Raw genomic sequence first — 21,927 nt, 5'->3', positions numbered from 1 at the left:
TCCAGAGACGGCCGGTCAGCCGCCGGTCATGTTCATGAAGCGCAGGATCTGCACATCGCCACCGACCTCGAAATGATGGCGGTAGGGCTTGAGGTGCAGTGAATCGCGGATGGCTTTTTCCAGCCGCTCGGCATCACCCGGGTGGGCACGCAGCACCTGTTTGAGGTCCATCGAATGTTCATTGCCCAGGCACAGCAGCAGCCGGCCTTCGACAGTCAGGCGCACACGGTTGCAGGTGGCGCAGAAGTTGTGGCTGTGCGGCGAGATGAACCCGACACGGGTGCTCGCCGCTTCTGCCAGGCGCCAGTAGCGCGCCGGGCCCTGGGACGACTCGGTCGATTCGATCAGGGTGAATTGCTCGGCCAGCCGCGCGCGCACTTCGTCGCTGGAGCAGAACGACTCGCCGCGTTCATGCTCGTTGATCACGCCCAGCGGCATTTCTTCGATGAAGGTGATGTCCAGTTCGCGGTCGATGGCAAAGCGCACCAGGTCGACCAGCTCATCGTCGTTGCGCCCCTTGAGCACCACGCAGTTGAGTTTGATGCGCTGAAAACCCGCGCGGCGGGCCGCGTCGATGCCGGCGATCACCTGGGCCAGGTCGCCGGTGCGGGTCAGTTGCTTGAAACGTTCTGCATCGAGGCTGTCGAGGCTGATGTTCAGGCGCGACAGGCCGGCGTCGAACAGCGGCTGAGCCAGGCGGGGGAGCTGCGAGCCGTTGCTGGTCATGCACAGTTCACGCAGGCCGGGCAGGGCGGCAATGCGCCCGCACAGGTCGACGATGCCCTGGCGGACCAGCGGCTCGCCGCCGGTAAGGCGAATCTTGCGGGTACCCAAGGCGACGAAGCGTTCGGCCACCTGGAACAATTCCTCAAGGCTGAGGATCTGCTGGCGCGGCAGGAACTGCATGTCTTCAGCCATGCAGTAGACGCAACGGAAGTCGCAGCGGTCCGTGACCGACATCCGCAGGTAGTCGATTTTCCGGTTGAAGCCGTCGATCAGGGCCCGGCTGTTCTGTTCCACGTTCGCGCTCGGCAGGGGAGGAGTACTGGTTCCACGCTATAACCTGCGGTGTTCGCCGTCAAATTGCTTTGCCCGACTGCTTGATCAATCTCATCTATCACGGCTGCAGGGCCAGTACTCCAAGGCCTTGATCGGATGGTCGCGTTTGCGTGATTACCCGCGGAGGGAACGCTGCCAACACCAGCCCATCATCGAAACGGCCTATCACCCCGTAAGACATTTCGATTGGACGGCCCCCTGTCGGCCTCCATAGGCTGGAAAACAAGCACCGGACGACACGATCCGCTGCACTTTTCGATGCCCGCGTGAGGATTGACCGCATGAGCCAGGACGACCATATCAGGGACTACAAGGGGCCGGCCGCCGGCTGGGGCGCGCTCAAGAGCGTGACCAAGAGCTGGCTGGGCAGTGACAACGCCTTCAAGAACCTGCGGGCCATGCTCAAGACCAACCAGAACGGCGGTTTCGACTGCCCCGGCTGCGCCTGGGGCGAGTCGCCGGAAAGCGACATGGTCAAGTTCTGCGAGAACGGCGCCAAGGCGGTCAACTGGGAGGCCACCGGCCGTTCGGTCGACCCCGCGTTTTTTGCCAGGTACAGCGTCAGCGCGCTGGCCGAGCAGACCGACTACTGGCTCGAATACCAGGGCCGCCTGACCCACCCGATGCGCTACGATGCGGCTACCGACCATTACGTCGAAACCTCCTGGGAAGAGGCCTTTGCCCTGATTGCCCGGCACTTGCAGGCGCTCGATTCGCCCGATGAGGCCGAGTTCTACACCTCCGGCCGGGCCAGCAACGAGGCGGCATTCCTCTACCAGCTGTTCGTCCGCGCCTATGGCACCAACAACTTCCCTGACTGTTCGAACATGTGCCATGAGGCCAGTGGCGTGGGCATGTCGGAAACCCTCGGCGTAGGCAAGGGCACCGTGGTGTTTCACGACCTGGAACTGGCCGACGCGATCTTCGTCATCGGCCAGAACCCCGGCACCAATCACCCGCGCATGCTCGAACCGCTGCGTGAAGCGGTCAAGCGCGGCGCCCAGGTGGTGTGCTTCAACCCGCTCAAAGAGCGTGGCCTGGAGCGCTTCCAGCACCCGCAGCACCCGTTCGAAATGCTCAGCAACGGCTCCGAGCCGACCAACACCGCTTACTTCCGCCCAGCCCTGGGCGGCGACATGGCGGCCATGCGCGGCATTGCCAAGTACCTGCTGCAGTGGGAGCGCGAAGCCCAGGCCAAGGGTGAACCAGCGGTATTGGACCATGACTTCATCGCCGCGCACACCAGCGGTGTGGACGCCTACCTGGCGGCAGTGGATGCCACCTCGTGGGACCATATCGTCGAGCAGTCCGGCCTGACCTTGGCCGAGATCGAGCTGGCCGCGCGCATGTACCGCAAGGCCGAGCGGGTGATCATGTGCTGGGCGATGGGCGTCACCCAGCACCGTCACTCGGTGCCGACCGTGCAGGAGATCGTCAACCTGCAACTGTTGCGCGGCAACGTCGGCAAGCCCGGGGCGGGCCTGTCGCCGGTGCGTGGCCACAGCAACGTGCAAGGCGACCGCACCATGGGCATCGACGAGAAACCCAGGGCGGCGTTGCTCGATGCCTTGGAAAAACGCTTCCAGTTCCGCGTACCTCGCGCCCATGGGCACAACGCGGTGCTGGCGATCCAGGCCATGGAGCAACAGCGTGCCAAGGTGTTCATCGCGCTGGGTGGCAACTTCGCCCAGGCGACGCCGGACACCCCCCGCACCCACGCGGCCCTGCGCAACTGTGCGCTGACGGTGCAGATCTCCACCAAGCTTAACCGTTCGCACCTGGTCACTGGCCGCGATGCGCTGATCCTGCCCTGCCTGGGGCGCACCGAGATCGACCTGCAAGCCGGCGGGCCGCAGGGCGTGACCGTGGAAGACACCTTCAGCATGGTGCATATCTCCCATGGCCAACTGCGCCCGCGTTCCCCCCACATGCGGTCGGAACCCTGGATCATTGCCGGCATGGCCAAGGCCACGCTGGGCAACAAGCCCATCGATTGGGAATACGCCGTTGCCGACTATGGCCGTATTCGCAGCATGATCGCCGATGTCATCCCCGGCTTTGCCAACTTCAACCAGCGCCTGCAGCAGCCAGGCGGTTTCCACCTGGGCAACAGTGCCGCCCAGCGCAGTTGGCGCACGGCGACCGGCAAGGCGCGTTTCAGTGCCAGCCCGTTGCCAGAGCATCTGGTCAATGCCCAGGTGCTCGCCCGTGGCGACAAGCCTGACCTGATCTTGCAGACGATGCGCTCGCATGACCAGTACAACACCACGCTTTATGGGCTAGATGATCGTTATCGGGGCGTGTTTGGCCTGCGAGAAGTGGTGTTCGTCAGCGAGGCGGACATCCGCCGCCTGGGCTTTGAGCCGGGTGAGCACGTAGACCTGGTGTCACTGTGGGAGGACGGTGTGGAGCGCCGGGTATCGGGCTTCCGCCTGGTGCCCTACGACATTCCCGATGGGCAGGCAGCGGCCTACTACCCGGAAACCAACCCGCTGGTGCCGTTGGAAAGTTACGGCGAGGGCACCTATACGCCGACGTCGAAATTCGTGGCGATTCGGCTTGAGAAGGCCAAGGCGGGGAACCGGATCGAAGCGGTGGCGGCGCAGTGATGGGGCGCTAAGGCAGGCACCGATCAGGGCCTGTGTACCGGGAAAGCCGTGGTGTATTTCATCTGCTCCATGGCAAAGCTGGACGTGATGTTGGAGAGCCCATCGGTGCTGGTAATCAGCTTTTTGTAGAACCGGTCGTAGGCGGCGATATCCCCCACCACCACCCGCAGCATGTAATCCCAGTCCCCTGACATGCGATAGAACTCCATCACCTCCTCGAAGCCTTTCACTGTCTCGGCAAACTGCTCAAGCCAGGCGCTGTCGTGGCGCTGAGTCTTGAGCTGGACGAATACCGTCAGGCCCAGGCCCAGGCGTTCGGGGTCGAGCAGGGCGACGCGGCCGAGGATGTAGCCATCCTCTTCCAGGCGTTTGACCCGCTTCCAGCAGGGGGTGGTGGAGAGGTTGACGGCTTCGGCCAGGTCCTTGAGCGAGAGCGAGGCGTCGCGCTGGAGCAGGGTGAGGATGTGCTGGTCGAAACTGTCCATGAGGATCCGCTGGCGGTCAGGAAAATATTCCCCAGATTACCCCAACGATAGAAAAAATTCCCGCAACCGCCGGCGTTGTGGCGGCAGGTGTTTGTGCGATAGTTGCGCACTTACATCTGCCAATGGGCCCGACCATGTCCGACAAGCCGCGCAATTTCGCCACCCGTACCATCCACGCCGGTGAGCAGTTCAGTGTCGCCGATAACGCGATCTTCCCGCCTATCTACACCGCCAGCTCGTATATCAAGCGCAGCCTCGATGACAACCCCGAGTACGCCTACAGCCGCGTCGGCAACCCGACCCGGCATGCCTATGAAAGCTGTGTCGCGGCGCTTGAAGAGGGTGTTGGCGCGGTGGCCTGTGCCTCCGGTGTAAACGCCACCGCCACGGTGCTGGAGCTGCTCCCCAAGGACGCTCATGTGGTGGTGATGAACGGTGTCTACGGCGGCACCTTCCGCATTCTTGAAGACTACCGCGCACGCACGTCGGGCCTTACCACCACCTATGTCGACCTCAACGATGTCGCGGCCGTAGCGGCGGCGATCAAACCCGAAACCCAGTTGATCTGGATCGAGTCGCCGACCAACCCGTTGCTGCACCTGGTCGACATCAAGGCGGTCTGCGACCTGGCACGGGCGCGTGGCATCCTCACCTGCATCGACAACACCTTCTGCTCGCCGTGGAACCAGCGGCCGATCACCCTCGGTGTGGACCTGGTGATGCATTCGGCCAGCAAATACATTGGCGGCCACTCCGACCTGACCGGCGGCGTGGTGGTGGCTGCCAATGACGCCTTGCTGGGGCGCCTGCGCAAGATCAGCATGGCCGTGGGGGCAATCCAGGGCCCGTTCGACTGTTACCTGGCCCTGCGTGGCCTGAAAACCCTCGACGTGCGCATGGAGCGCCAGTGTGCCAATGCCCTGCAGGTGGCACGCTTTCTGGAAAGCCATCCGCAGATCGAGCAGGTGTATTACCCGGGCCTGGAGAGCCACCCGCAGCACGCGCTGTGCAAACGCCAGATGCGCGCTGGCGGGGCGGTGGTGGCAATGAAGGTCAAGAACGGTGACCGGGCGGCGCTCAATCGCCTGGTGGAGGCATTGCAGATCTTTGTTCTGGCCGATTCGCTGGGCGGCGTGGAGAGCATGATCAACCACTCCTGGAGCATGTCGCACAACTCACTGAGCCCCGAGCAGAAGGGGGTGATGGGGATCAGTGAAAGCCTGTTGCGGCTGTCGATCGGGATCGAGGATTACCGGGACCTGATCGAAGACCTGGACGGGGCTTTGAACGCATCGGCTGCTGTGTAACGGGTGTTGGGCCTGTCGCCGGCAAGCGGGCTTGCCGGCGACAGGCCGATTGATTCAGCAGAGAGCCATCAGGATTTCGGCGGATGAATGATTCGCTCGATCTTGTCCTTGATCAGCAGGCGCTCCTTGCGCAGGCGGTTGACGGTATCGTCGTTGGTCCCATTGCCTTCGGCGGCCACCACCTCCTTGTCTTTGGCGTTGTATTCCTTGTGCAGGGCATGCAGCGTCTGGTCCTTGTCTATCAGTGCCTGGAATGCATCGGCGGTAACGTGCAAGTCAGCGAGCAGATCATGCGGAACTGGCATTTCTTCACCTCTGTCAGGGTTGTCAGTAAGGTCCTGACCTTTGAGGATAGCCGCCTTTGCGCGGGTAGGGGACTGGGGTAGGCTGTCGCTTCCCCCAACGCCTGGAACCTGTGCCATGCCTCACCTGAACCTGGAATACAGCGACAACTTGCGCGAGCTGAATGTCGAGGTACTGCTGTTGCGCCTGAATCACGCCCTGGTCGGCAGCGGCCAGTTTGCCGATGAGGCGGACATCAAAAGCCGCGCCCAGGCGTTCGCCCATTACCGGGTGGGCACAGCACCGGCCGAGCGGGCATTTGCCCATGTGCGCCTGGCCATCCTCAGCGGGCGCCCGGCGGAGGTAAAGAAGCAATTGTCCGCCAGCTTGCTGGAGGTACTGCGTGAGGCCATACCTGAGCAGGCGGGCGTAGACCTGCAATTGTGCGTGGAAGTGCTGGATATCGACCGCGAGCCTTACGCCAAGCTTCGCTTGCCAGGCTGAGCGGTAGCGCAAGCTTCCCGGTAGTCGGCGCAGATGTTCGTCAGGTTTCACCCGCAGGGCCCGCGCCGTATATACTGCGCGCCAATGTTTGTGGGAGAGCCTCGTGGCCATCGAAATACACTGGATCCGTGACGACCAGACCCTGGCCGAACTCTGCCAGAGGTGGCGCACATTGCCCTTTGTGGCGCTCGACACCGAATTCATGCGGGTCGACACCTTTTACCCGAAAGCCGGCCTGATCCAGATCGGTGACGGCGAGCGGGCTTATCTCATCGACCCGTTGCTGATCGGCGACTGGCAGCCGCTGGGCGAACTGCTAGAGGATGCCGGCGTGGTCAAGGTGCTGCACGCCTGCAGCGAAGACCTCGAAGTGCTGCTGCGCCTGACCGGCAAGCTGCCCCAGCCGCTGTTCGACACGCAGTTGGCCGCGGGCTACCTGAACCTGGGCTTCTCCATGGGCTATTCGCGCCTGGTCCAAGAAGTGCTGGGCCTTGAGCTGCCCAAGGGTGAAACCCGCTCGGACTGGCTGCAGCGCCCGCTGTCGGACACCCAGGTCAGCTACGCCGCCGAGGATGCCGTGCACCTGGCCGAACTGTTTGCGGCCCTGCGCCCCCGGCTGTCCGACGACAAGTACGCGTGGGTGCTGGAAGACGGTGCCGAACTGGTGGCGGCGTTGCGCCGTGAGGTCGAGCCCGAGACCCTGTACCGCGATGTCAAGCTGGCCTGGAAGCTGGGCCGCCAGCAACTGGCGGTGCTCCGCGAGCTGTGCGCCTGGCGCGAGCGTGAAGCACGCAGCCGCGATGTGCCGCGCAACCGTATCCTCAAGGAACACTCGCTGTGGCCAATGGCCAAGAACCAGCCGGACAACTTGTCGGCCCTGGCCAAGATCGATGAAATGCACCCACGCACCATCCGCCAGGATGGCGCCTTCCTGATCGAGCTGATCAAGCGCGCCGCCAGCCTGCCGCCTGAGCAATGGCCGGCCACGTTGCCCGAACCGCTGCCGATCGAAGCGGCCGGCATCCTCAAGCGCCTGCGCGCCATCGGCCAGGCCGAAGGCGAGCGCTTGGGCATTGCCCCGGAGCTGATGCTGCGCAAAAAGGCCCTGGAAGCCCTGCTCAAGAGCGGCTACCCCAATGGCCCCTATCAACTGCCCGATTCGCTGCGCGGCTGGCGCCGTGAGCGGATGGGCCAGGCCCTGCTGGACGACCTGGCGGGCGCCGGAGAAACCCGATGAAACGTATCTGCTCGATCTACAAGAGCCCCCGCAAGAACGAAATGTACCTCTACGTACTCAAGGCCGAGGGCCTGGAGCGCGTGCCCGAGGCGCTGCTGCCGTTCTTCGGCACGCCCGTGCATGCCTTCGACCTGGTGCTGAGCCCCGAGCGCAAGCTGGCCCGCGAGGACATCGTCAAGGTGCTGGACAACCTCGAAAACCAGGGTTACCACCTGCAGATGCCGCCGGCCGAGGACGAGTACATCGAGCATTTGCCGGAAGAACTTCTGCGCCGAAACGACCCGGTCTGACCCGGCCACTCTCCCTTCACACCCCAAGGTGGCCCGCATGCCGGGCCGCCTGCGTTGTCTGCCAAGGTTGTCACTTTGATGCGCGTTCTGATCGCTGAGCAGGATCATGCCAACTACGCCCGCCTGCTGGCTGAAGCGGCCCCGGACCTGGAAATCCTGACCAGCGGCGATTCCGCCGAACTGGCCTTGCAGGCACCCCAGTGCCCGGTCTGGCTGGGCCAGCCAGACCTGCTTGCCAGTCTGCTGCGCCAGGGCCACAAGCCGGCCTGGATGCAATCGACCTGGGCCGGCATCACGCCCTTGCTGGCCGATGGCTTGCCGCGTGATTACCGCCTGACCCGTGCGGTCGGCATCTTTGGCCAGGTGATGGCCGAGTACATGCTCACCTATATGCTGGGGCACGAGCGCGAAGTGCTGTCTCGGCTGGTGAGCCAGGTGGAGCGCCGTTGGGACGACCGCCCGGGGCGTACGCTTGAAGGGCGCAAGGTGCTGATCGTGGGTACCGGCGATATCGGCCAACGCGTGGCCGAATTTCTCTTGCCGTTTGGCGTGACCCTCTATGGCATTGCCAGCACGCCCCGCGAGCAGGCGCCGTTCGTCGAGGTCGCCGGGTTGGCTGATTTGCCACGGATGGTCGGGCAGGCCGATTACGTGCTCAACCTGTTGCCGGATACCCCGGCAACCCATGACCTTTATGATGCCGCGCTGTTCAAGTGCTTCCGGCCCAGTGCGCTGTTCATCAATGCCGGGCGTGGGGTGGCGGTGGTCGATGCTGACCTGGTCGAGGCGCTGAAGCAGGGGGATCTGGCGGGCGCGGTGATCGATGTGTGCCGGCAGGAGCCGTTGCCGCAGCGTCACCCGTTCTGGACGGCGTGGGGGTTGTTGCTGACCGGGCATAGCTCGGCACCGACTTCGCCGGCGGCGATGGTACGGCTGTTTGTCGAGAACGTGCGGCAATACCAGGCAGGGCAAGGGTTGCGTGGCGAAGTGGATTTCGCGCGCGGCTATTGAGCTGCAGCCGGTCGCTACTGACAAGCGGTCTGGCATTGCCGAAGGCCAGGCTCTAGACTGGCGCCGCCATGGCGCCCAGCTACAAACACTCAAGCTGCAAGCCACCAGAAAAAAGCCATACGCGCCGCAATTGCCTGGAGCTTCCAGCATGAAGCCTGGCGCAGGCCCAATGCAGGAAACCCGTGTGATGATCGCTGAAAGCGCGCCGTTCTGGCGGCGCAAGACCCTCGAACAACTCGACCCGCAAGAGTGGGAATCGCTGTGTGACGGCTGTGGCCTGTGCTGCCTGCAAAAGCTCGAGGACGAGGACGACAACAGCGTCTATTACACCCGTATTGCCTGCAAGCTGCTGGACATGAACACCTGCCAGTGCAGCGACTACCCCAACCGTTTCGCCCAGGTGCCCGATTGCATCCAGCTCACCCCTGGCAAGGCTGACCAGTTCAAGTGGCTGCCGAGCACCTGCGGGTATCGTCTGGTCAGCGAGGGCAAGGACCTGCCGGCTTGGCACCACTTGGTTTGCGGCGACCGCAGCCAGGTGCATGAACAGCGCATTTCCCAGTCGGGGCGTATGCTCAGGGAGCAGGATGTAGACGAAGACGACTGGGAAGACCACCTGATTTTTCGCGCCAGCTGAGCGGCATCCTCCGTCGCCTCTGGGAAACAAGGAGTTTCTGTATGCGTTGCCAGCTGTTGCTCCTGCTGGGCCTTGTGGCCAGCTCGCCTGCCTGGGCGAAGAAGGTCGACCTCGACTATCAGGTGCGGCTGTTGCCTGCCAATGGCCAGGCCGAAGTGCGCCTGACCCTGGCAGACGGCAATGCGGTGCGTAGCCTCGACTTTGACCTGGGCAAGCAGGGGGCTTATAGCGGTTTCCAGGCTGACGGCCAGTGGCAGGTGCAGGGGGAGCGCGGTGTGTGGCACCCGGCGGCGGGCAAGACCAGCCTCAGCTACCGGGTCAAGCTGGACGAGAAAGTACGCAGCGGTGCCTATTCCTCGCGCATTACCCCTCACTGGGCGTTGTTCCTGGGTGACCAGCTGGTGCCACCGGCACGCCTTGACCAGCAAGACGGCACCGAATTGGTGGCGCGCTTGTCGGTCGACCTGCCTGAGGGCTGGAAAAGCATCGAAACCTCCTGGCCGCGCATCGGCAAGGACAAGTTCCGTATCGACAATGTATCGCGCCTGTTCGATCGCCCGACGGGCTGGATGCTGGCCGGCGACCTTGGCAGCCGACGTGCGCGTCTGGGCGAGACCGACGTGACGGTGGCGGCCCCGGTGGGGCAGGGCATGCGCCGCATGGACAATCTCACCCTGCTGACCTTCGTCTGGCCGCACCTGCAGGCGGTATTCCCACGCAACCCGGCAAAGCTGCTATTGGTGGGGGCCCGTGATGGCATGTGGCGCGGAGCAATGGCAGCGCGGGGCTCGATATACCTGCACAGTGCCCGGCCCATGGTCAGCGAGAGCGGTAACAGCCCTGTGCTGCGTGAACTGGTGCAGCTGTTTGCGCAGGTTCATGTGAGTGCTGACAGCGACTGGCTTGGCCAGAGCCTCACCGATTATTACGCCAACGAGTTGCTGCGCCGGGCCGGGGGGGTGAGCGATGACCGCTATCAGGTGTGGCAGGCGCGTTTGCAGAAGCAGGGGGCCAAGGTCACCCAGTTGCGCGGCGAGCGGGCAAGCCCGGCCCAGGTTGCCCGCGGGGTTTTGCTGTTGCAGGCGCTGGACAAGGAGATCCGCATCCACACCCAGGCCAAGCGCTCACTGGATGATGTGACCCAGGCGCTGATGCGCTTGCCGAAGGTGAGCACCGAGGAGTTCGTGCAGATCAGTGAGAACGTGCTGGGGCGGCGATCCGAGGTCTTGCAGAGCAAGGCGTTGCGTTAGCTTGCAGGCTGGCCCTGCTGGCGACAGGGCCATTAAAAACAACTGATCAACTACCCGTGAGCGGGTCTTTCCCCGTTACCGTCACCCCGCGCGTCGCCGCCTCGGCACTGCGTTTGAGCGCCTCCAGCTCCGTCGCACTGCGTTCGATGTCCGAGCGCAAACGGTGGTATTCCTGGCGATGTTTCTGCCACCAGGCCTTGGTCGAGCAATGGCCGCTGACTCCGCGAGCCACCGCAAGGCCACCGACCGCCATCTGCAGCAGCCCGACCAGCCCGCCGTGGCGCATACCCTTGGTGAACATCAGCGCACCACCGGCCAGTGAACCGACCCGTTCCAGGCCCTGTACGTTATGGTCCTGTGACGCCGTAGTGGAATGAATATCGAGCATGGCAAGCCCTCCATCTGAAGTGTAAGCAGCTGACCAGCTGCCTGCTGCACACGTTCAGTCGGGTTGCCAAGTGGTCGCAATTGCCAGTGTTGGGAGGGCGCTGCGCGTTGCCCGGCTACTTGAACTTGGGGCCCGAGCGGGTATTGAGCCCCTTGGCCAAACGGTCGTATAGCACCACATTCACCGTCGCGGCGAGGTTCATGCAGCCTTCGGTAGGAATGTAGATGGTTTCTTCACACCATGCGCGCACGCTGGCATCGAGGCTGCCGTCTTCCGGCCCGAAGATATAGATGGCGCGATCAGGGTGGGTGTATTCAGGCAGGGGCCGTGCACCTTCCACCAACTCCACTGCAACAGGTGTGCAACCCAGCGGGATGATGCGCTGCAGGTCGTCGATGCCGATCAGCGGAATATCGTAGTGCACGCGCTTGGTGTCAGTGACGAAGTCGCGGGCGCGCTCGTAGCGCTTGCCGGTGTAGAACACCGAGTTGACGCCGTAGCAACCCGCTGCGCGCATCACCGAACCTACGTTCTCTGCAGATTTTGGGTTGAACAGGCCGATGCAGCTGTACCGTTTGTTTGCCACGTGCCGGGGCCCTTCGCAAAAAAAGCGCGATTATACGGGCTCGCCGGCAGCAGCGGGGGGCTGTGTCGACAGTCAGTCTTTCTTCAGCAAGCCAGCCAGCCCGGCGAACGGGTTGTGCGTGGCCTTGGCGATGCTCGGGGTGCTGGTGGAGCCTTCACTGAAGTACTGCTGGTCGGTATAGCGCGAGTGCTCGTTGTCGTGGCAGTACAGGCACAGCAGCTCCCAGTTGGAGCCGTCCTGGGGGTTGTTGTCGTGGTTGTGGTCACGGTGATGCACGGTCAGCTCGCTCAGGCGCTTGCCGGCGAACTCACGGGCGCAACGGCCGCACACGTGCGGGTACATTCTCAGGGCTTTGTCGCGGTAGCCCATCTCTTTGTCGCGCTTGGCGTCGGCGAGGATGCGGTCGAGGCGGGCGGTGGCGGCGGACGTGGATGCCGAACTCATGGTGTTTCCTTTGTTCTGATCAGGCAGGTAACGGTTATGCCAACGAGTCTAGCGCGCTTGCAGGGCAAGCGGACAGGCGAAAACGTGTATTAAGGCGTAGCCTGTAGGAATGTTCAGACAGGAGGTTGCTGATGTTTCATGCGATCCTCGCCGCGCTGCTGTTAGCCGGCCTGCCCTTGGCGCATGCTGCCGGCACGCCGCCGCGTATCACTACACCGGTGCCCGGGGCACCTGGCACGGCAACGCCCACGCCGTACCCTCAGATTACCCCGAGCACTGCACCCAAGGCCTACGACAGCCAGCCCGGCGCGCCGCTGCTGCCGCCCATGCCGGTGCCCGGGCCGCCGAAGGATCAGCCATTGCCTGGTTTGCGTACGGAGCCGGCCAAACCGCCGGCGAATGATGACTAAAGCGCCAGGCGCTGCCCGTCCTGCATCCGCAGGCGTTTCGACAAGGCTACGGCCAGTGCGCGGATGATCCGCGCGGCGATGCGTGGGGCTTCGTTGAGCATCTTTTCCAGCGAATCCTTGCCCAAGGTCAGCAGTAGGCAGTCGCTGGCGGCCAGGCAGCTGGCCGAGCGGCGCTCGCCGTCGAGCACGGCCATTTCGCCGAAGGCGCGGCCACTGCGCAGCGTGGCGATTTCTACCTGGGCGCCGTGGGCGTCGGTCTTGCGCACTGAAACCACACCGTGGTGCAGGATGCACATGAAGGTGCCGGCGTCGCCTTCGTTGAAGATGGTTTCGCCTTCGACCAGGGTGGCGAGGCTGAAGTAGCCTGCGGCGGTATGGAAGTCAGCGGGCTGCAAGGTATCGAACAGGTCGCAGTCCATGAGCATGTCGCGGATTTCGGCGCTGAGATGGGTCTGGTCGGGCATGTGTCGTTCTTCTTGGCGGGTGTTGTCCGAAAGTTTCTGGGCGGCCCCGATCGTCGGCTTGCCGGCAATCAGGGCCATTGGCCCTGCGAACCTATGACAACGAAAAGCGCGTTTTACACCACGCCCAGCTCATTGAAGACGAACGCATATTCAAGTGCCACGTCTCGCAACCCCTGGTAGCGCCCACTCATACCGCCGTGGCCGGCCCCCATTTCGGTCTTGAGCAGCAGCAGGTTGCTGTCGGTCTTGCGCGTACGCAGGCGCGCCACCCACTTGGCCGCCTCCCAGTACTGCACGCGGCTGTCGTTGTAGCCAGCGACCACCAGCATGGCCGGGTAGGCCTGGGCGCTGACGTTCTCGTAGGGGGCGTAGGCCTTGATCCGCTCATACACCTGCGGCTCTTGCGGGTTGCCCCATTCGTCGTACTCGGTGACGGTCAATGGCAGCTCGGGGTCGAGCATGGTGTTGAGCACATCGACGAACGGCACTTCGGCGATGGCGCAGCGGAACAGATCCGGGCGCAGGTTGAGCACCGCGCCCATCAGCAGGCCACCGGCGCTGCCACCACTGATGGCCAAGCGGTCGGAGGCTGTCACGCCTTTAGCGATCAGGTGCTCGGCGCAGGCGATGAAGTCGCTGAAGCTGTTGTGCTTGTGCTCCTGCTTGCCGGCGCGGTACCAGGCTTCCCCCAGCTCGCCGCCACCGCGCACATGGGCGATGGCAAAGGCCACACCGCGTTGCAGCAGGCTCAGGCGGGCGTGCGAGAACCACGGGTCGAGGCTCTCACCGTAGGCACCGTAACCGTACAGGTAGAGGGGGACCGTCTTGCCCTGGTCTTGTTTGCGGCGCACCAGGCTGATCGGCACCTGGGTGCCGTCGGCGGCGGTGGCCCACAGGCGTTCGCTGACGTAGTCGTCGGCATCGAACTCGCCCAGCACCGGGGTTTGCTTGAGCACTGTCTGCGCGCCCGTGGCCAGGTCCAGCTGACGCACCTGGGCCGGGCGGTTGAGTGCCTCGTAGCGCAGGCGGATGCGCGTGCTGGCGAACTCCAGGCTGTCCTGTACGTACAGGCTATAGGCCGCGTCAGGCAACTCGACGCGGTAGGCCGGCGTGCCTTGCGGGCGCACTTCGATGATCGGCAGGCCGCCTTCACGCAGGCTCAAGGTGAGGGCGCTGGCGTTGAGGCTAAGGCCTTCGAGCATGATGTCGTCGCGGTGCGGCACCAGCACCTGCCATTGCTCGCGGGTGGGCACCTGGTCTGCCGCTGCCTGGTACAGGGCGAAATTGATGCCGTCCTGGTTGCTGCGGATGAACCAGCGCCACTGGCCATCGAGCTGGCCGTGGTCGGGGAAATACTCGTGGCCCTCGGCGCGCGGTGCCAGGCAGGTAAATGCCGCCCGTGGCGTTTCAGCGTCCAGCACCCAGGCTTCGCTGGTGGTCTTGCTGTTGAGCAGCAGGACCAGCTGGCGCTCGGAGCTGGCGCGGTAGCAATGCAGGAAAAAACGCCCGTCCGGCTCTTCGAAAACGGCCTGCGCGCCGGTTTCGCCCAACGTGTGACGGCGCAGCCGCCACGGGCGGTGGGTGTCGTCCAGTTCGGCAAAGAACAGCGTCTGGCTGTCATTGGCCCAGGTCAGGCTGCCGTCGCAGTCGTCGAAGGGCAGGGCGGTCAGGTTGCCGCTGGCCAGGTCCTTGACGTACAGGGTGTAGACCTCGTCGCCGCTGGTGTCGAGGCTGTAGGCCAGCAGGCGGTGATCGGGGCTGACGCTGAAGCCGCCAAGGGCCAGAAAGCCGCCGTTGGCCAAGGCGTTGGGGTCGAGCAGCAGCTGTTCCTGGCTTTCGTCCACCGTGTTGGCGTCATCCGCAGGCCGTGGGCAGCGATAGTGGCGCGGGTATTCATCGCCTGCCGTGGTGCGGGTGTAATAGAGGTACGGGCCCCAGGGGGAGGGCAGCGACAGGTCGGTTTCCAGGATACGGCCCTTGATCTCTTCGAACAGCTGTTCGCGCAGGGGCGCCTGGTCGGCCAGGCAGGCTTGCTGGTAGGCGTTTTCGGCCTGCAGGTACTCGAGCACCTCAGGGGTGTCGCGCTGTTGCAACCAGGCGTAAGGGTCGGTGGCCTGGTCTTGGCGGGCGATGGGGGGCTGGAGCGCGTTGGGCATCGGGGATCTCTTGGCTGGGGGGCGCCTGCGCCCGGAAAAGTGTTTATCATAGGCAACTCTTTGCCTGGCTTGCACGATCACCATGACCGAGAACGACTATACCCTCGCCTGGGGCCTTTACGCTGTTGCTGCCCTGGGTTGTCTCTGGGTGGGTTTCAAACTCACTGGCTGGATGTGGCGCTGGCTGCGTGAGCCGCTGCGGGTGATCCTCGCGGTCCTGTTGTTGACGCCGACCGTCGTCGACCCGGGCAAGGATGCCATGGCCCCGGCCATCGCCATCACTGCCCTGGACGTTGCCTTCAAGGTGGGCAACAACGCCTGGCGCGCGGTATCGGACTTTGCCATGTACGGCCTTATCGCCTTTGGCCTGTACCTGGCCTTCGTGCTGCTGCGCTGGCCGCTGGAAAAGCGTGCCCGCGAGCGTCGCGAGCAGCAGGAGGCCGCCGCCAAACGCCTGGCTGCCGAGGATGATCAAGTGGGCGTCGGGGCGCCGCTGGCCGCCGAACGCGGTGACCGTTACCGCAATGACCCACCGCCTGCCGCACCTTCTGGTGGCCGGGTCGAGCCACGTCTGTAAGCGGAGGCATCACCATGTGCGAACTGCTGGGCATGAGCGCCAACGTCCCCACCGACATCGTCTTCAGCTTCACCGGCCTGATGCAGCGCGGCGGCCGTACCGGCCCGCACCGTGACGGCTGGGGCATCGGTTTCTACGAAGGCCGCGGCCTGCGGCTTTTCCAGGACCCGGCAGCGAGCAGCGAGTCGGAAGTCGCCAACCTGGTGCAGCGTTATCCGATCAAGAGCGAAGTGGTCATTGGCCACATCCGCCAGGCCAATGTCGGCCAGGTGTGCCTGTCCAATACGCACCCGTTCGTGCGCGAAATGTGGGGCCGTAACTGGTGTTTCGCCCACAACGGCCAGCTGGGTGCGTTCAAGGGTGAGGCGACCTTTTACCGGCCGGTGGGCGACACCGACAGCGAAGCAGCCTTTTGCGACTTGCTCAACCGCATCCGCGCGGCTTTCCCTGAGCCGGTCGCGGTGGAACAGCTGCTGCCGGTGCTGGTCGAAGCCTGTGCCGAGTATCGCGGCAAGGGCGTGTTCAACTGCCTGCTCAGCAATGGTGACTGGCTGTTCTGCTTCTGTTCGACCAAGCTGGTACACATTACCCGTCGCGCCCCCTTTGGCGCGGCGCGTTTGAAGGATGTCGACCTGATCGTCGACTTTCACACCCAAACCACCCCCAATGACGTGGTCACGGTGATTGCCACCGAGGCCTTGACCGAGAACGAGACCTGGCGGCGCTACGAACCCGGCCAATGGGGCCTGTGGCGGCACGGAGAGTGCGTTTCGCAAGGCCAGAGCTAAGGACGCTGCATGTTCAGAAGTTACCTGCGGTTGCTGCTGTTCACCTTCGGCCTGCTGGCCGGTATCCAGGTGCCTGGGCTGGTCAAGGATTACAGCCAGCGGGTCGAGGCGCACCTGTTCGAATCGCGCCAGGCACTCGATGGCTTCAAACAGACCGCCGAACGCTTCTTCAAGGGCGATTTGCAGGCGCTGGTGCGGCATTACCGCAGCAGTGACGATGTGGTGTTCAACAGCGATGCCAACAGCATAGAAAGCCTGCTGATCCGCAACCAGGTGCTCGAGAACGAGTGGCAGGCGCTGCAAGGCTCGTGGGTCAGCCGCACCTGGCATGTGCTGGTGCAGCCCGACCCGCAAATGCGTGAAGAGACGCTCAAGGCGTACAGCTATCAGATTCTGCTGGTGCCGGAGGCGATTGGCTGGGGCGTCGGTGCGGGGTTTGTGCTGGCGTTTGTCGTCGAAAGCCTGTTGCTGGGAATTGCCTGGGTCATTCTCGGTGGGCGGCGCAAGGCGGTGAAAGAGAGCTGGCGTTGATCCCTGCTGGGTCAGGCCCGGCTCTACCGCCGGCAAGCCGGCTGCCACAAATAAATCACTGTCCGTGAGAGCTGTGAGAGCCGGTACAGATACTAGCGTTTGTCAAACCAACACAATCCGCTGCCCTCCCACATCCCGCGCATAGCGCTCCAGCACCTGCCGGCACACCCCGACCACCTCATCCACCAGCGCCACCCCGGTCTGCCAGGCCACCACCAGTTCCAGGCTCGGCGGCGGCTGCAAGCCTTCGAGCAGCACCAGTTCGCCCCGGCTCAGTTCGGCGTCCACCAGCGCGGGCGGCAGCGCACCAATGCCGAAGCCGTCGCGCAACAGCCGTGTGATCGCCGCCACCGAGTTCACGCAGTTGAGCCGTGGGGTTTCGGCCCCTGCGGCCTGCAACAGGCTGAGCACTTCCTGGTGCGGCCGTGAGTTCTTCGAGAACGTGACGATCCGCTCACGCCCAAGCTCGGCCAGCGAGGCGTAGTCGCGGTGTTGGGCTGAGCCGGCCGCCACCACCCAGCCCATCGGGTAGCGCGCCAGGTCCAGGCTGCGGATCGACTGTTCGCGCAGCAGGTCGGTTTGCAGGATCACGTCGAGAAAGCCTTTTTGCAGCTGTTCGCGCAAGTTCAGTGCAGTATCGGCCACCAGCTCGATTTCCACCTGGGGGTAGCGTTCGCTCAACTCGGCCACCAGCGCACTCATCCAGGTGTGGATCACGGTGTCCATCACGCCAAGGCGGATGCGCCCGACCTTGGCCCGGTCGCTGTCCAGCGACTGTTTCATGGCCTTGGCGGTGTCGAGCATGCGCTCGGCATACTCCAGCACCTTGCTGCCCTCCGGGGTCAGGCTGACGCCGCGTGAATCGCGCAGCAGCAGCTTGACGCCCAGGTCGGCTTCCAGTGCCGCGATGCGGCTGGAGACCGACGCCTGGGTGGTGAAAAGTTTCTCGGCGGTGAGGCGGAAGCTCTTGAGCCGGGCGACCCAGACGAAAGTTTCGAGGAAGCGTAGGTTCATGATCAGTTTTTCTTGTTCCAGACCGGCGGTTTTTCTCGTTGGACTCGGGCGCTGCGGGCTCTGAACATGACGCACAGGCCGCGACGCCAGACGTCGCCCATAAAACAATACCAACAAGCCGAGGCAAGCATGAACCCAAGCGGCGTGCAGCAACAGGTGCAATCCCCACCTTCGACCGGGCCGTTCGCCTGGTACCGCGACATCGACTCCCAGCAACGGCGCACGTTCTGGAGCTGCAAGATCGGCTATGGCCTGGATGGCATGGACACCCAAATGCTCAGCTTCGTCATCCCTACGCTGATCATGCTGTGGGGCATCACCACGACCGAAGCCGGGCTGATCCACACCAGCACCCTGATTGCCTCGGCCATCGGCGGCTGGGTCGCCGGCATCCTCTCCGACCGCATCGGCCGCGTGCGCACCTTGCAACTGACGGTGCTGTGGTTCGCCTTTTTCACCTTCCTCTGCGGCTTCGCCCAGAACTACGAACAGTTGCTGATCGCCCGGACTCTTATGGGCTTTGGCTTTGGCGGCGAATGGACCGCCGGCGCGGTGCTGATCGGTGAGGTGATCCGCGCCCAGGACCGTGGCAAGGCGGTGGGCATGGTGCAGTCCGGCTGGGCCATCGGCTGGGGCCTGACGGCGATCCTTTATGCGCTGCTGTTCTCCTGGCTACCGGCGGAGCAGGCGTGGCGCGCGCTGTTCCTGCTGGGGCTGGTACCGGCCATTTTCGTGATTTTCGTCCGGCGCCTGGTCAAAGACCCTGAGGTGTATCGCCAGGCCAAGGCAGTGGAGAGCGCCGAGGCGCCCTCGCAGTTCTACGAGATCTTCGCCCCCGGCATGCTCTGGACCACAATACGTGCGTCGCTGCTGACCACCGGTGCGCTGGGGGGCTACTACGCCATCACCTCGTGGCTGCCGACCTTCCTCAAGAACGAGCGCGGCTTGAGCGTGCTGGGTACCGGTGGCTACCTGGCGATGGTGATCGTCGGCTCCTACATCGGCTATGTGGTCAGCGCTTACCTGTCTGACATTCTGGGGCGCAAGAAGAACTTCATCCTGTTCGCCGTGGGCTCGTTCATCATCGTGCTGCTGTACACCCAGATGCCGGTCAGCGATGGCGTGATGCTGTGGCTGGGTTTCCCGCTGGGCTTTTTTGCCTCGGGCATCTTCAGCGGCATGGGGGCCTTCCTCACCGAGCTGTTCCCCACCCGCATTCGTGGCTCGGGGCAGGGCTTCTGCTACAACATCGGCAAGGTCATCGCCGCGATGTTCCCCTTGCTGATCGGCCTGCTTGGCCAGAAGGTGCCGCTCGGGCTGGGCATTGGCGGGTTCGCCGCGGTGTCGTACGGTGTGGTGATTCTGGCGGCCTTGAGCCTGCCGGAAACCCGCGGCAAACACCTCCAGGCGCGTTAAGGTAGGCACATGAACATCGACACGGGAGCACGCCAGGTGAAACGCCTGCTACTCAATTGCGACATGGGTGAAAGCTTCGGCAGCTGGCGCATGGGCCTGGACGCCGAGGTAATGCCCTACATCGACTGCGCCAACATTGCCTGCGGCTACCATGCCGGCGACCCCGGCACCATGCGCCGTACCGTGGCCCTGGCCCTGCAGCATGGCGTGACCATCGGCGCCCACCCGGCGTACCCGGACCTGGTCGGCTTCGGCCGCCGCTCCATGGCCTGCAGTGCCGAGGAAATTCGCGATCTGCTGCACTACCAGATCGGCGCTCTTGACGGTATCTGCAAGGTCCAGGGTGGCCGAGTGGCCTACATCAAGCCCCACGGCGCGCTGTACAACGACATGATGGCCGACCCGCTCAAGCTGCGAGCCGTGCTCGAAGCCGTGGCGGCGTATGACGCTGGCTTGCCCTTGATGCTCATGGCCACTGCCGACGACAGCGTCGCACAAGCCTTGGGTGACGAGGTTGGCGTGCCGCTGTGGTTCGAAGCGTTCGCCGACCGCGCCTATACCGCCAGCGGCCATTTGCTGTCGCGGCGCCTGCCGGGTGCGGTTCATCACGATTCGGCCGTGGTGGTCGAGCAGGCCTTGCGCCTGGCCCGTGGTGAAACGCTGGTGGCCGACGATGGCAGCGCCTTGCGCCTGCACGCCAGTACCCTGTGCGTGCACGGTGACAATGACAGCTCGGTGGCGGCGGTGCGGCAGATCCGCCAGGCCCTCGATGCGCTGGGGCCGGCATGAAGCTGCGAATCGAAGTGGTTGCGATCGACAGCCTGATGGTGCGCCTGTTCGACCGGATCGACGAGGCCAACATGCCGTGGCTGCTCGCCGCGAGCCACCGTTTGAGTGCCGCCTTCGGTGAGCACCTGGTGGACCTGGTGCCGTCCTACACCACGCTGATGGTGCAGTTCGATATGCCGCCAAGGCAGGCGAGTGCGTTGATCGACCAGGCGCTGGAGGGGCTGCAGCCAGACGCGGGCACCAGCGGTCGCCGGCACGAGATTGCTGTGTGGTACGACGCCAGTGTCGGCCCTGAGCTGCCGCTGCTGGCCGCACGCAGCGGCTTGAGCGAGCAAGAGGTGATCCGCCTGCACAGCGAGCGCGAGTACCCGGTGTTCGCCCTTGGCTTCGCTCCGGGGTTCGGTTTCATGGGGCTGGTGGACGAACGCCTGGCATCCCCGCGGCTGAGCACTCCGCGCAAGCGCGTGGCGGCCGGCAGTGTCGGCATTGCCGAGCGCCAGACAGCCGCCTATCCCGCCGTGTCACCTGGCGGCTGGAACCTCATAGGGCGTACCCCGGTTCGCCTGTTCGACCGCGAGCGTGAAGGCTACAGCCTGCTGCAGCCGGGCGATCGGGTGCGCTTCGTGGCGGTGTCCCATGCCGAGTTCCTGGCATTGGGTGGTGACGACAGCCCGTTGGAGGCACAGGCATGACGCAATTGAAGATCGAAGCCAGCACCGCCTTGTGCCAGTTGCAGGATGCCGGGCGCTTTGGTGTGCGGCACCTGGGGGTGACCCAGGGCGGTGCGCTGGATTGGGTGGCGATGAATTGGGCCAACTGGCTGCTGGGCAACCCGTTGGGCGCGCCGGTGGTCGAGGTGGCGCTGGGCGGCTTCACGGTAGTGGCCGAGCAGGATTGCATACTCGCCTTGGCCGGTGCCGACCTGGATGCTCGTGTCGATGACCAGCCGCTGGCCCCCTGGCGCAGCTTTGCCTTGGCCAAGGGCCAACGGCTGACCTTGAAGCAACCGAAGCAGGGCGTGCGTGCTTATCTTGCGGCGCCGGGCGGGTTTGAAGGTGAAGCCGTGCTGGGTAGCTGCGCCACTGTTGTGCGTGAAGAGCTGGGTGGCACCGATGGGCGAGGGGCCGCGCTAGGCAAAGGGCAATTGTTGGCGTTTGCCGGCACGCAGCCGGCCCTGCGCGAAGTGCCAGAGGTGCTGCGCCCCCATTATCGGCAAAAGCCCGTGCTCGATCTGGTCATGGGCGCGCAGATCGGTGATTTCAGCGGTATGAGCCTGTTCGAGGCGTTCAACCGTGACTGGACGCTGGACAGCCGTGGCGACCGCATGGGCATTCGTTTGCTCGGGCCGCAGCTTGTTTATCAGGGCGCGCCGATGATTTCGGAGGGTATTGCGTTAGGGGCGGTGCAGGTGCCCCCGGACGGGCAGCCGATCGTGCTGCTCAATGACCGGCAGACCATCGGTGGCTATCCGCGGCTGGGGGCGTTGACGCCGTTGGCGTTGGCGCAGTTGGCCCAGTGCATGCCGGGGGCGGCGGTGCGGTTCAGGGCGGTGGTGCAGGAAGAGGCCTGGCGGGAGCAGCAGGCTTGCCTGAACGGTTGGCGGTGACGCTACCGGCGCTACCGCCGGTAAGCCGGCTCCCGCGGGTACCCCACAAGGCTCAAATGCTGAGGTGTATCTGTGGGGCCCGCCGGC

The 21,927-nt window shown here is 64.2% G+C and carries 25 protein-coding genes; 16 read left to right on the top strand and 9 right to left on the bottom strand.

From position 1 onward, the window contains the following. Positions 1 to 15 precede the first annotated feature (15 nt). Positions 16 to 1,020 (bottom strand): GTP 3',8-cyclase MoaA, encoded by a 1,005-nt coding sequence (moaA, locus tag NGJ21_RS02760; protein WP_080952203.1) that lies wholly within the window; start codon positions 1,018 to 1,020, stop codon positions 16 to 18. A gap of 320 nt (positions 1,021 to 1,340) precedes the next feature. On the opposite strand from moaA, the gene NGJ21_RS02755 reads away from it, so the two are divergent. Continuing rightward, positions 1,341 to 3,668 (top strand): FdhF/YdeP family oxidoreductase, encoded by a 2,328-nt coding sequence (locus NGJ21_RS02755; RefSeq protein WP_119687625.1) that lies wholly within the window; start codon positions 1,341 to 1,343, stop codon positions 3,666 to 3,668. A gap of 23 nt (positions 3,669 to 3,691) precedes the next feature. On the opposite strand, the gene NGJ21_RS02750 is transcribed toward NGJ21_RS02755, so the two are convergent. Continuing rightward, on the bottom strand, positions 3,692 to 4,153 hold the full coding sequence (locus tag NGJ21_RS02750; protein ID WP_012315727.1) for an Lrp/AsnC family transcriptional regulator: 462 nt from the start codon (positions 4,151 to 4,153) through the stop codon (positions 3,692 to 3,694). 122 nt (positions 4,154 to 4,275) lie between these two features. On the opposite strand from NGJ21_RS02750, the gene NGJ21_RS02745 reads away from it, so the two are divergent. After that, positions 4,276 to 5,460, top strand: coding sequence for a trans-sulfuration enzyme family protein (locus tag NGJ21_RS02745; protein WP_115274086.1), 1,185 nt, complete (start codon positions 4,276 to 4,278; stop codon positions 5,458 to 5,460). A gap of 68 nt (positions 5,461 to 5,528) precedes the next feature. Here NGJ21_RS02745 and NGJ21_RS02740 read toward each other — a convergent pair whose 3' ends face one another. Then, positions 5,529 to 5,765, bottom strand: a complete 237-nt coding sequence (locus NGJ21_RS02740) for an HP1242/YdcH family protein (protein WP_012315725.1) — start codon at positions 5,763 to 5,765, stop codon at positions 5,529 to 5,531. A 115-nt stretch (positions 5,766 to 5,880) separates the two neighbouring features. Between NGJ21_RS02740 and NGJ21_RS02735 the strand changes: the two genes are divergently transcribed. From NGJ21_RS02735 to NGJ21_RS02710, 6 genes are all read left to right on the top strand, one after another. Then, on the top strand, positions 5,881 to 6,246 hold the full coding sequence (locus NGJ21_RS02735; protein ID WP_046788014.1) for a 5-carboxymethyl-2-hydroxymuconate Delta-isomerase: 366 nt from the start codon (positions 5,881 to 5,883) through the stop codon (positions 6,244 to 6,246). Positions 6,247 to 6,349: 103 nt separating this feature from the next. Further along, a complete protein-coding gene (rnd, locus tag NGJ21_RS02730) occupies positions 6,350 to 7,483 on the top strand; it encodes a ribonuclease D (RefSeq protein ID WP_115274087.1) in 1,134 nt (377 codons plus the stop codon). Continuing rightward, positions 7,480 to 7,773 carry a YcgL domain-containing protein gene (locus tag NGJ21_RS02725; protein ID WP_012315722.1) on the top strand — a complete coding sequence of 98 codons (294 nt, stop codon included), beginning with the start codon at positions 7,480 to 7,482 and terminating at the stop codon, positions 7,771 to 7,773. Before rnd ends, NGJ21_RS02725 begins: the two co-directional genes overlap by 4 nt. Before the next feature lie 78 nt (positions 7,774 to 7,851). Further along, a complete protein-coding gene (locus NGJ21_RS02720) occupies positions 7,852 to 8,784 on the top strand; it encodes a D-2-hydroxyacid dehydrogenase (protein ID WP_046788016.1) in 933 nt (310 codons plus the stop codon). Between the two features lie 187 nt (positions 8,785 to 8,971). Further along, the gene (locus tag NGJ21_RS02715; protein WP_042112095.1) at positions 8,972 to 9,421 is read left to right on the top strand and encodes a YcgN family cysteine cluster protein; all 450 of its coding nucleotides are present in this window, start codon (positions 8,972 to 8,974) and stop codon (positions 9,419 to 9,421) included. A gap of 41 nt (positions 9,422 to 9,462) precedes the next feature. Then, complete coding sequence (locus tag NGJ21_RS02710; protein ID WP_119687622.1) at positions 9,463 to 10,671, top strand: hypothetical protein; 1,209 nt, start codon at positions 9,463 to 9,465, stop codon at positions 10,669 to 10,671. Positions 10,672 to 10,717: 46 nt separating this feature from the next. Here the strand turns inward: NGJ21_RS02710 and NGJ21_RS02705 are convergent, their stop codons facing one another. The 3 genes from NGJ21_RS02705 to NGJ21_RS02695 form a co-directional block, all read right to left on the bottom strand. After that, on the bottom strand, positions 10,718 to 11,059 hold the full coding sequence (locus NGJ21_RS02705) for a DUF2892 domain-containing protein (protein WP_115274090.1): 342 nt from the start codon (positions 11,057 to 11,059) through the stop codon (positions 10,718 to 10,720). A 115-nt stretch (positions 11,060 to 11,174) separates the two neighbouring features. Next, positions 11,175 to 11,645 (bottom strand): RNA methyltransferase, encoded by a 471-nt coding sequence (locus NGJ21_RS02700; RefSeq protein ID WP_033699757.1) that lies wholly within the window; start codon positions 11,643 to 11,645, stop codon positions 11,175 to 11,177. Between the two features lie 72 nt (positions 11,646 to 11,717). After that, positions 11,718 to 12,089, bottom strand: a complete 372-nt coding sequence (locus tag NGJ21_RS02695) for a YajD family HNH nuclease (protein ID WP_012315716.1) — start codon at positions 12,087 to 12,089, stop codon at positions 11,718 to 11,720. Positions 12,090 to 12,220: 131 nt separating this feature from the next. On the opposite strand from NGJ21_RS02695, the gene NGJ21_RS02690 reads away from it, so the two are divergent. Beyond that, positions 12,221 to 12,499, top strand: coding sequence for a hypothetical protein (locus NGJ21_RS02690; RefSeq protein ID WP_251961753.1), 279 nt, complete (start codon positions 12,221 to 12,223; stop codon positions 12,497 to 12,499). On the opposite strand, the gene NGJ21_RS02685 is transcribed toward NGJ21_RS02690, so the two are convergent. Together NGJ21_RS02685 and NGJ21_RS02680 are read right to left on the bottom strand one after the other, a co-directional pair. After that, the gene (locus NGJ21_RS02685; RefSeq protein ID WP_115275498.1) at positions 12,496 to 12,963 is read right to left on the bottom strand and encodes a Crp/Fnr family transcriptional regulator; all 468 of its coding nucleotides are present in this window, start codon (positions 12,961 to 12,963) and stop codon (positions 12,496 to 12,498) included. The genes NGJ21_RS02690 and NGJ21_RS02685 overlap by 4 nt on opposite strands. Positions 12,964 to 13,076: 113 nt before the next feature. After that, positions 13,077 to 15,119, bottom strand: a complete 2,043-nt coding sequence (locus tag NGJ21_RS02680) for a S9 family peptidase (RefSeq protein ID WP_174142313.1) — start codon at positions 15,117 to 15,119, stop codon at positions 13,077 to 13,079. Positions 15,120 to 15,201: 82 nt separating this feature from the next. Between NGJ21_RS02680 and NGJ21_RS02675 the strand changes: the two genes are divergently transcribed. From NGJ21_RS02675 to NGJ21_RS02665, 3 genes are read left to right on the top strand one after another with little or no spacing between them, the layout of a single operon-like run. Next, on the top strand, positions 15,202 to 15,696 hold the full coding sequence (locus NGJ21_RS02675; RefSeq protein WP_012315712.1) for a hypothetical protein: 495 nt from the start codon (positions 15,202 to 15,204) through the stop codon (positions 15,694 to 15,696). 14 nt (positions 15,697 to 15,710) lie between these two features. After that, positions 15,711 to 16,484, top strand: coding sequence for a class II glutamine amidotransferase (locus NGJ21_RS02670; protein WP_012315711.1), 774 nt, complete (start codon positions 15,711 to 15,713; stop codon positions 16,482 to 16,484). 9 nt (positions 16,485 to 16,493) lie between these two features. Beyond that, positions 16,494 to 17,015 (top strand): DUF2937 family protein, encoded by a 522-nt coding sequence (locus NGJ21_RS02665; protein ID WP_196996880.1) that lies wholly within the window; start codon positions 16,494 to 16,496, stop codon positions 17,013 to 17,015. A gap of 102 nt (positions 17,016 to 17,117) precedes the next feature. On the opposite strand, the gene NGJ21_RS02660 is transcribed toward NGJ21_RS02665, so the two are convergent. Continuing rightward, positions 17,118 to 18,029 (bottom strand): LysR family transcriptional regulator, encoded by a 912-nt coding sequence (locus NGJ21_RS02660; protein ID WP_046788027.1) that lies wholly within the window; start codon positions 18,027 to 18,029, stop codon positions 17,118 to 17,120. A gap of 129 nt (positions 18,030 to 18,158) precedes the next feature. Here NGJ21_RS02660 and NGJ21_RS02655 point away from each other — a divergent pair, with 129 nt between their 5' ends. The 4 genes from NGJ21_RS02655 to NGJ21_RS02640 are packed head-to-tail and all read left to right on the top strand — an operon-like array spanning position 18,159 to position 21,840. Then, entirely contained in the window at positions 18,159 to 19,445 is a 1,287-nt protein-coding gene (locus tag NGJ21_RS02655) for an MFS transporter (protein WP_039603254.1), read from the top strand. Between the two features lie 9 nt (positions 19,446 to 19,454). Then, positions 19,455 to 20,234: a 5-oxoprolinase subunit PxpA gene (locus NGJ21_RS02650; protein ID WP_251961752.1), complete on the top strand. Its 780-nt coding sequence runs from the start codon at positions 19,455 to 19,457 to the stop codon at positions 20,232 to 20,234. Then, entirely contained in the window at positions 20,231 to 20,926 is a 696-nt protein-coding gene (pxpB, locus tag NGJ21_RS02645; protein ID WP_115274095.1) for a 5-oxoprolinase subunit PxpB, read from the top strand. The genes NGJ21_RS02650 and pxpB overlap by 4 nt, the downstream gene beginning before the upstream one ends. Beyond that, positions 20,923 to 21,840 (top strand): 5-oxoprolinase subunit C family protein, encoded by a 918-nt coding sequence (locus NGJ21_RS02640; RefSeq protein ID WP_119687616.1) that lies wholly within the window; start codon positions 20,923 to 20,925, stop codon positions 21,838 to 21,840. The genes pxpB and NGJ21_RS02640 overlap by 4 nt, the downstream gene beginning before the upstream one ends. Positions 21,841 to 21,927: the final 87 nt, after the last annotated feature.

The sequence above is a fragment of the Pseudomonas sp. Marseille-Q5299 genome (genome assembly GCF_943737035.1).
Classification (GTDB): domain Bacteria; phylum Pseudomonadota; class Gammaproteobacteria; order Pseudomonadales; family Pseudomonadaceae; genus Aquipseudomonas; species Aquipseudomonas putida_E.
This window is presented reverse-complemented; position numbering and strand designations above follow the sequence as displayed.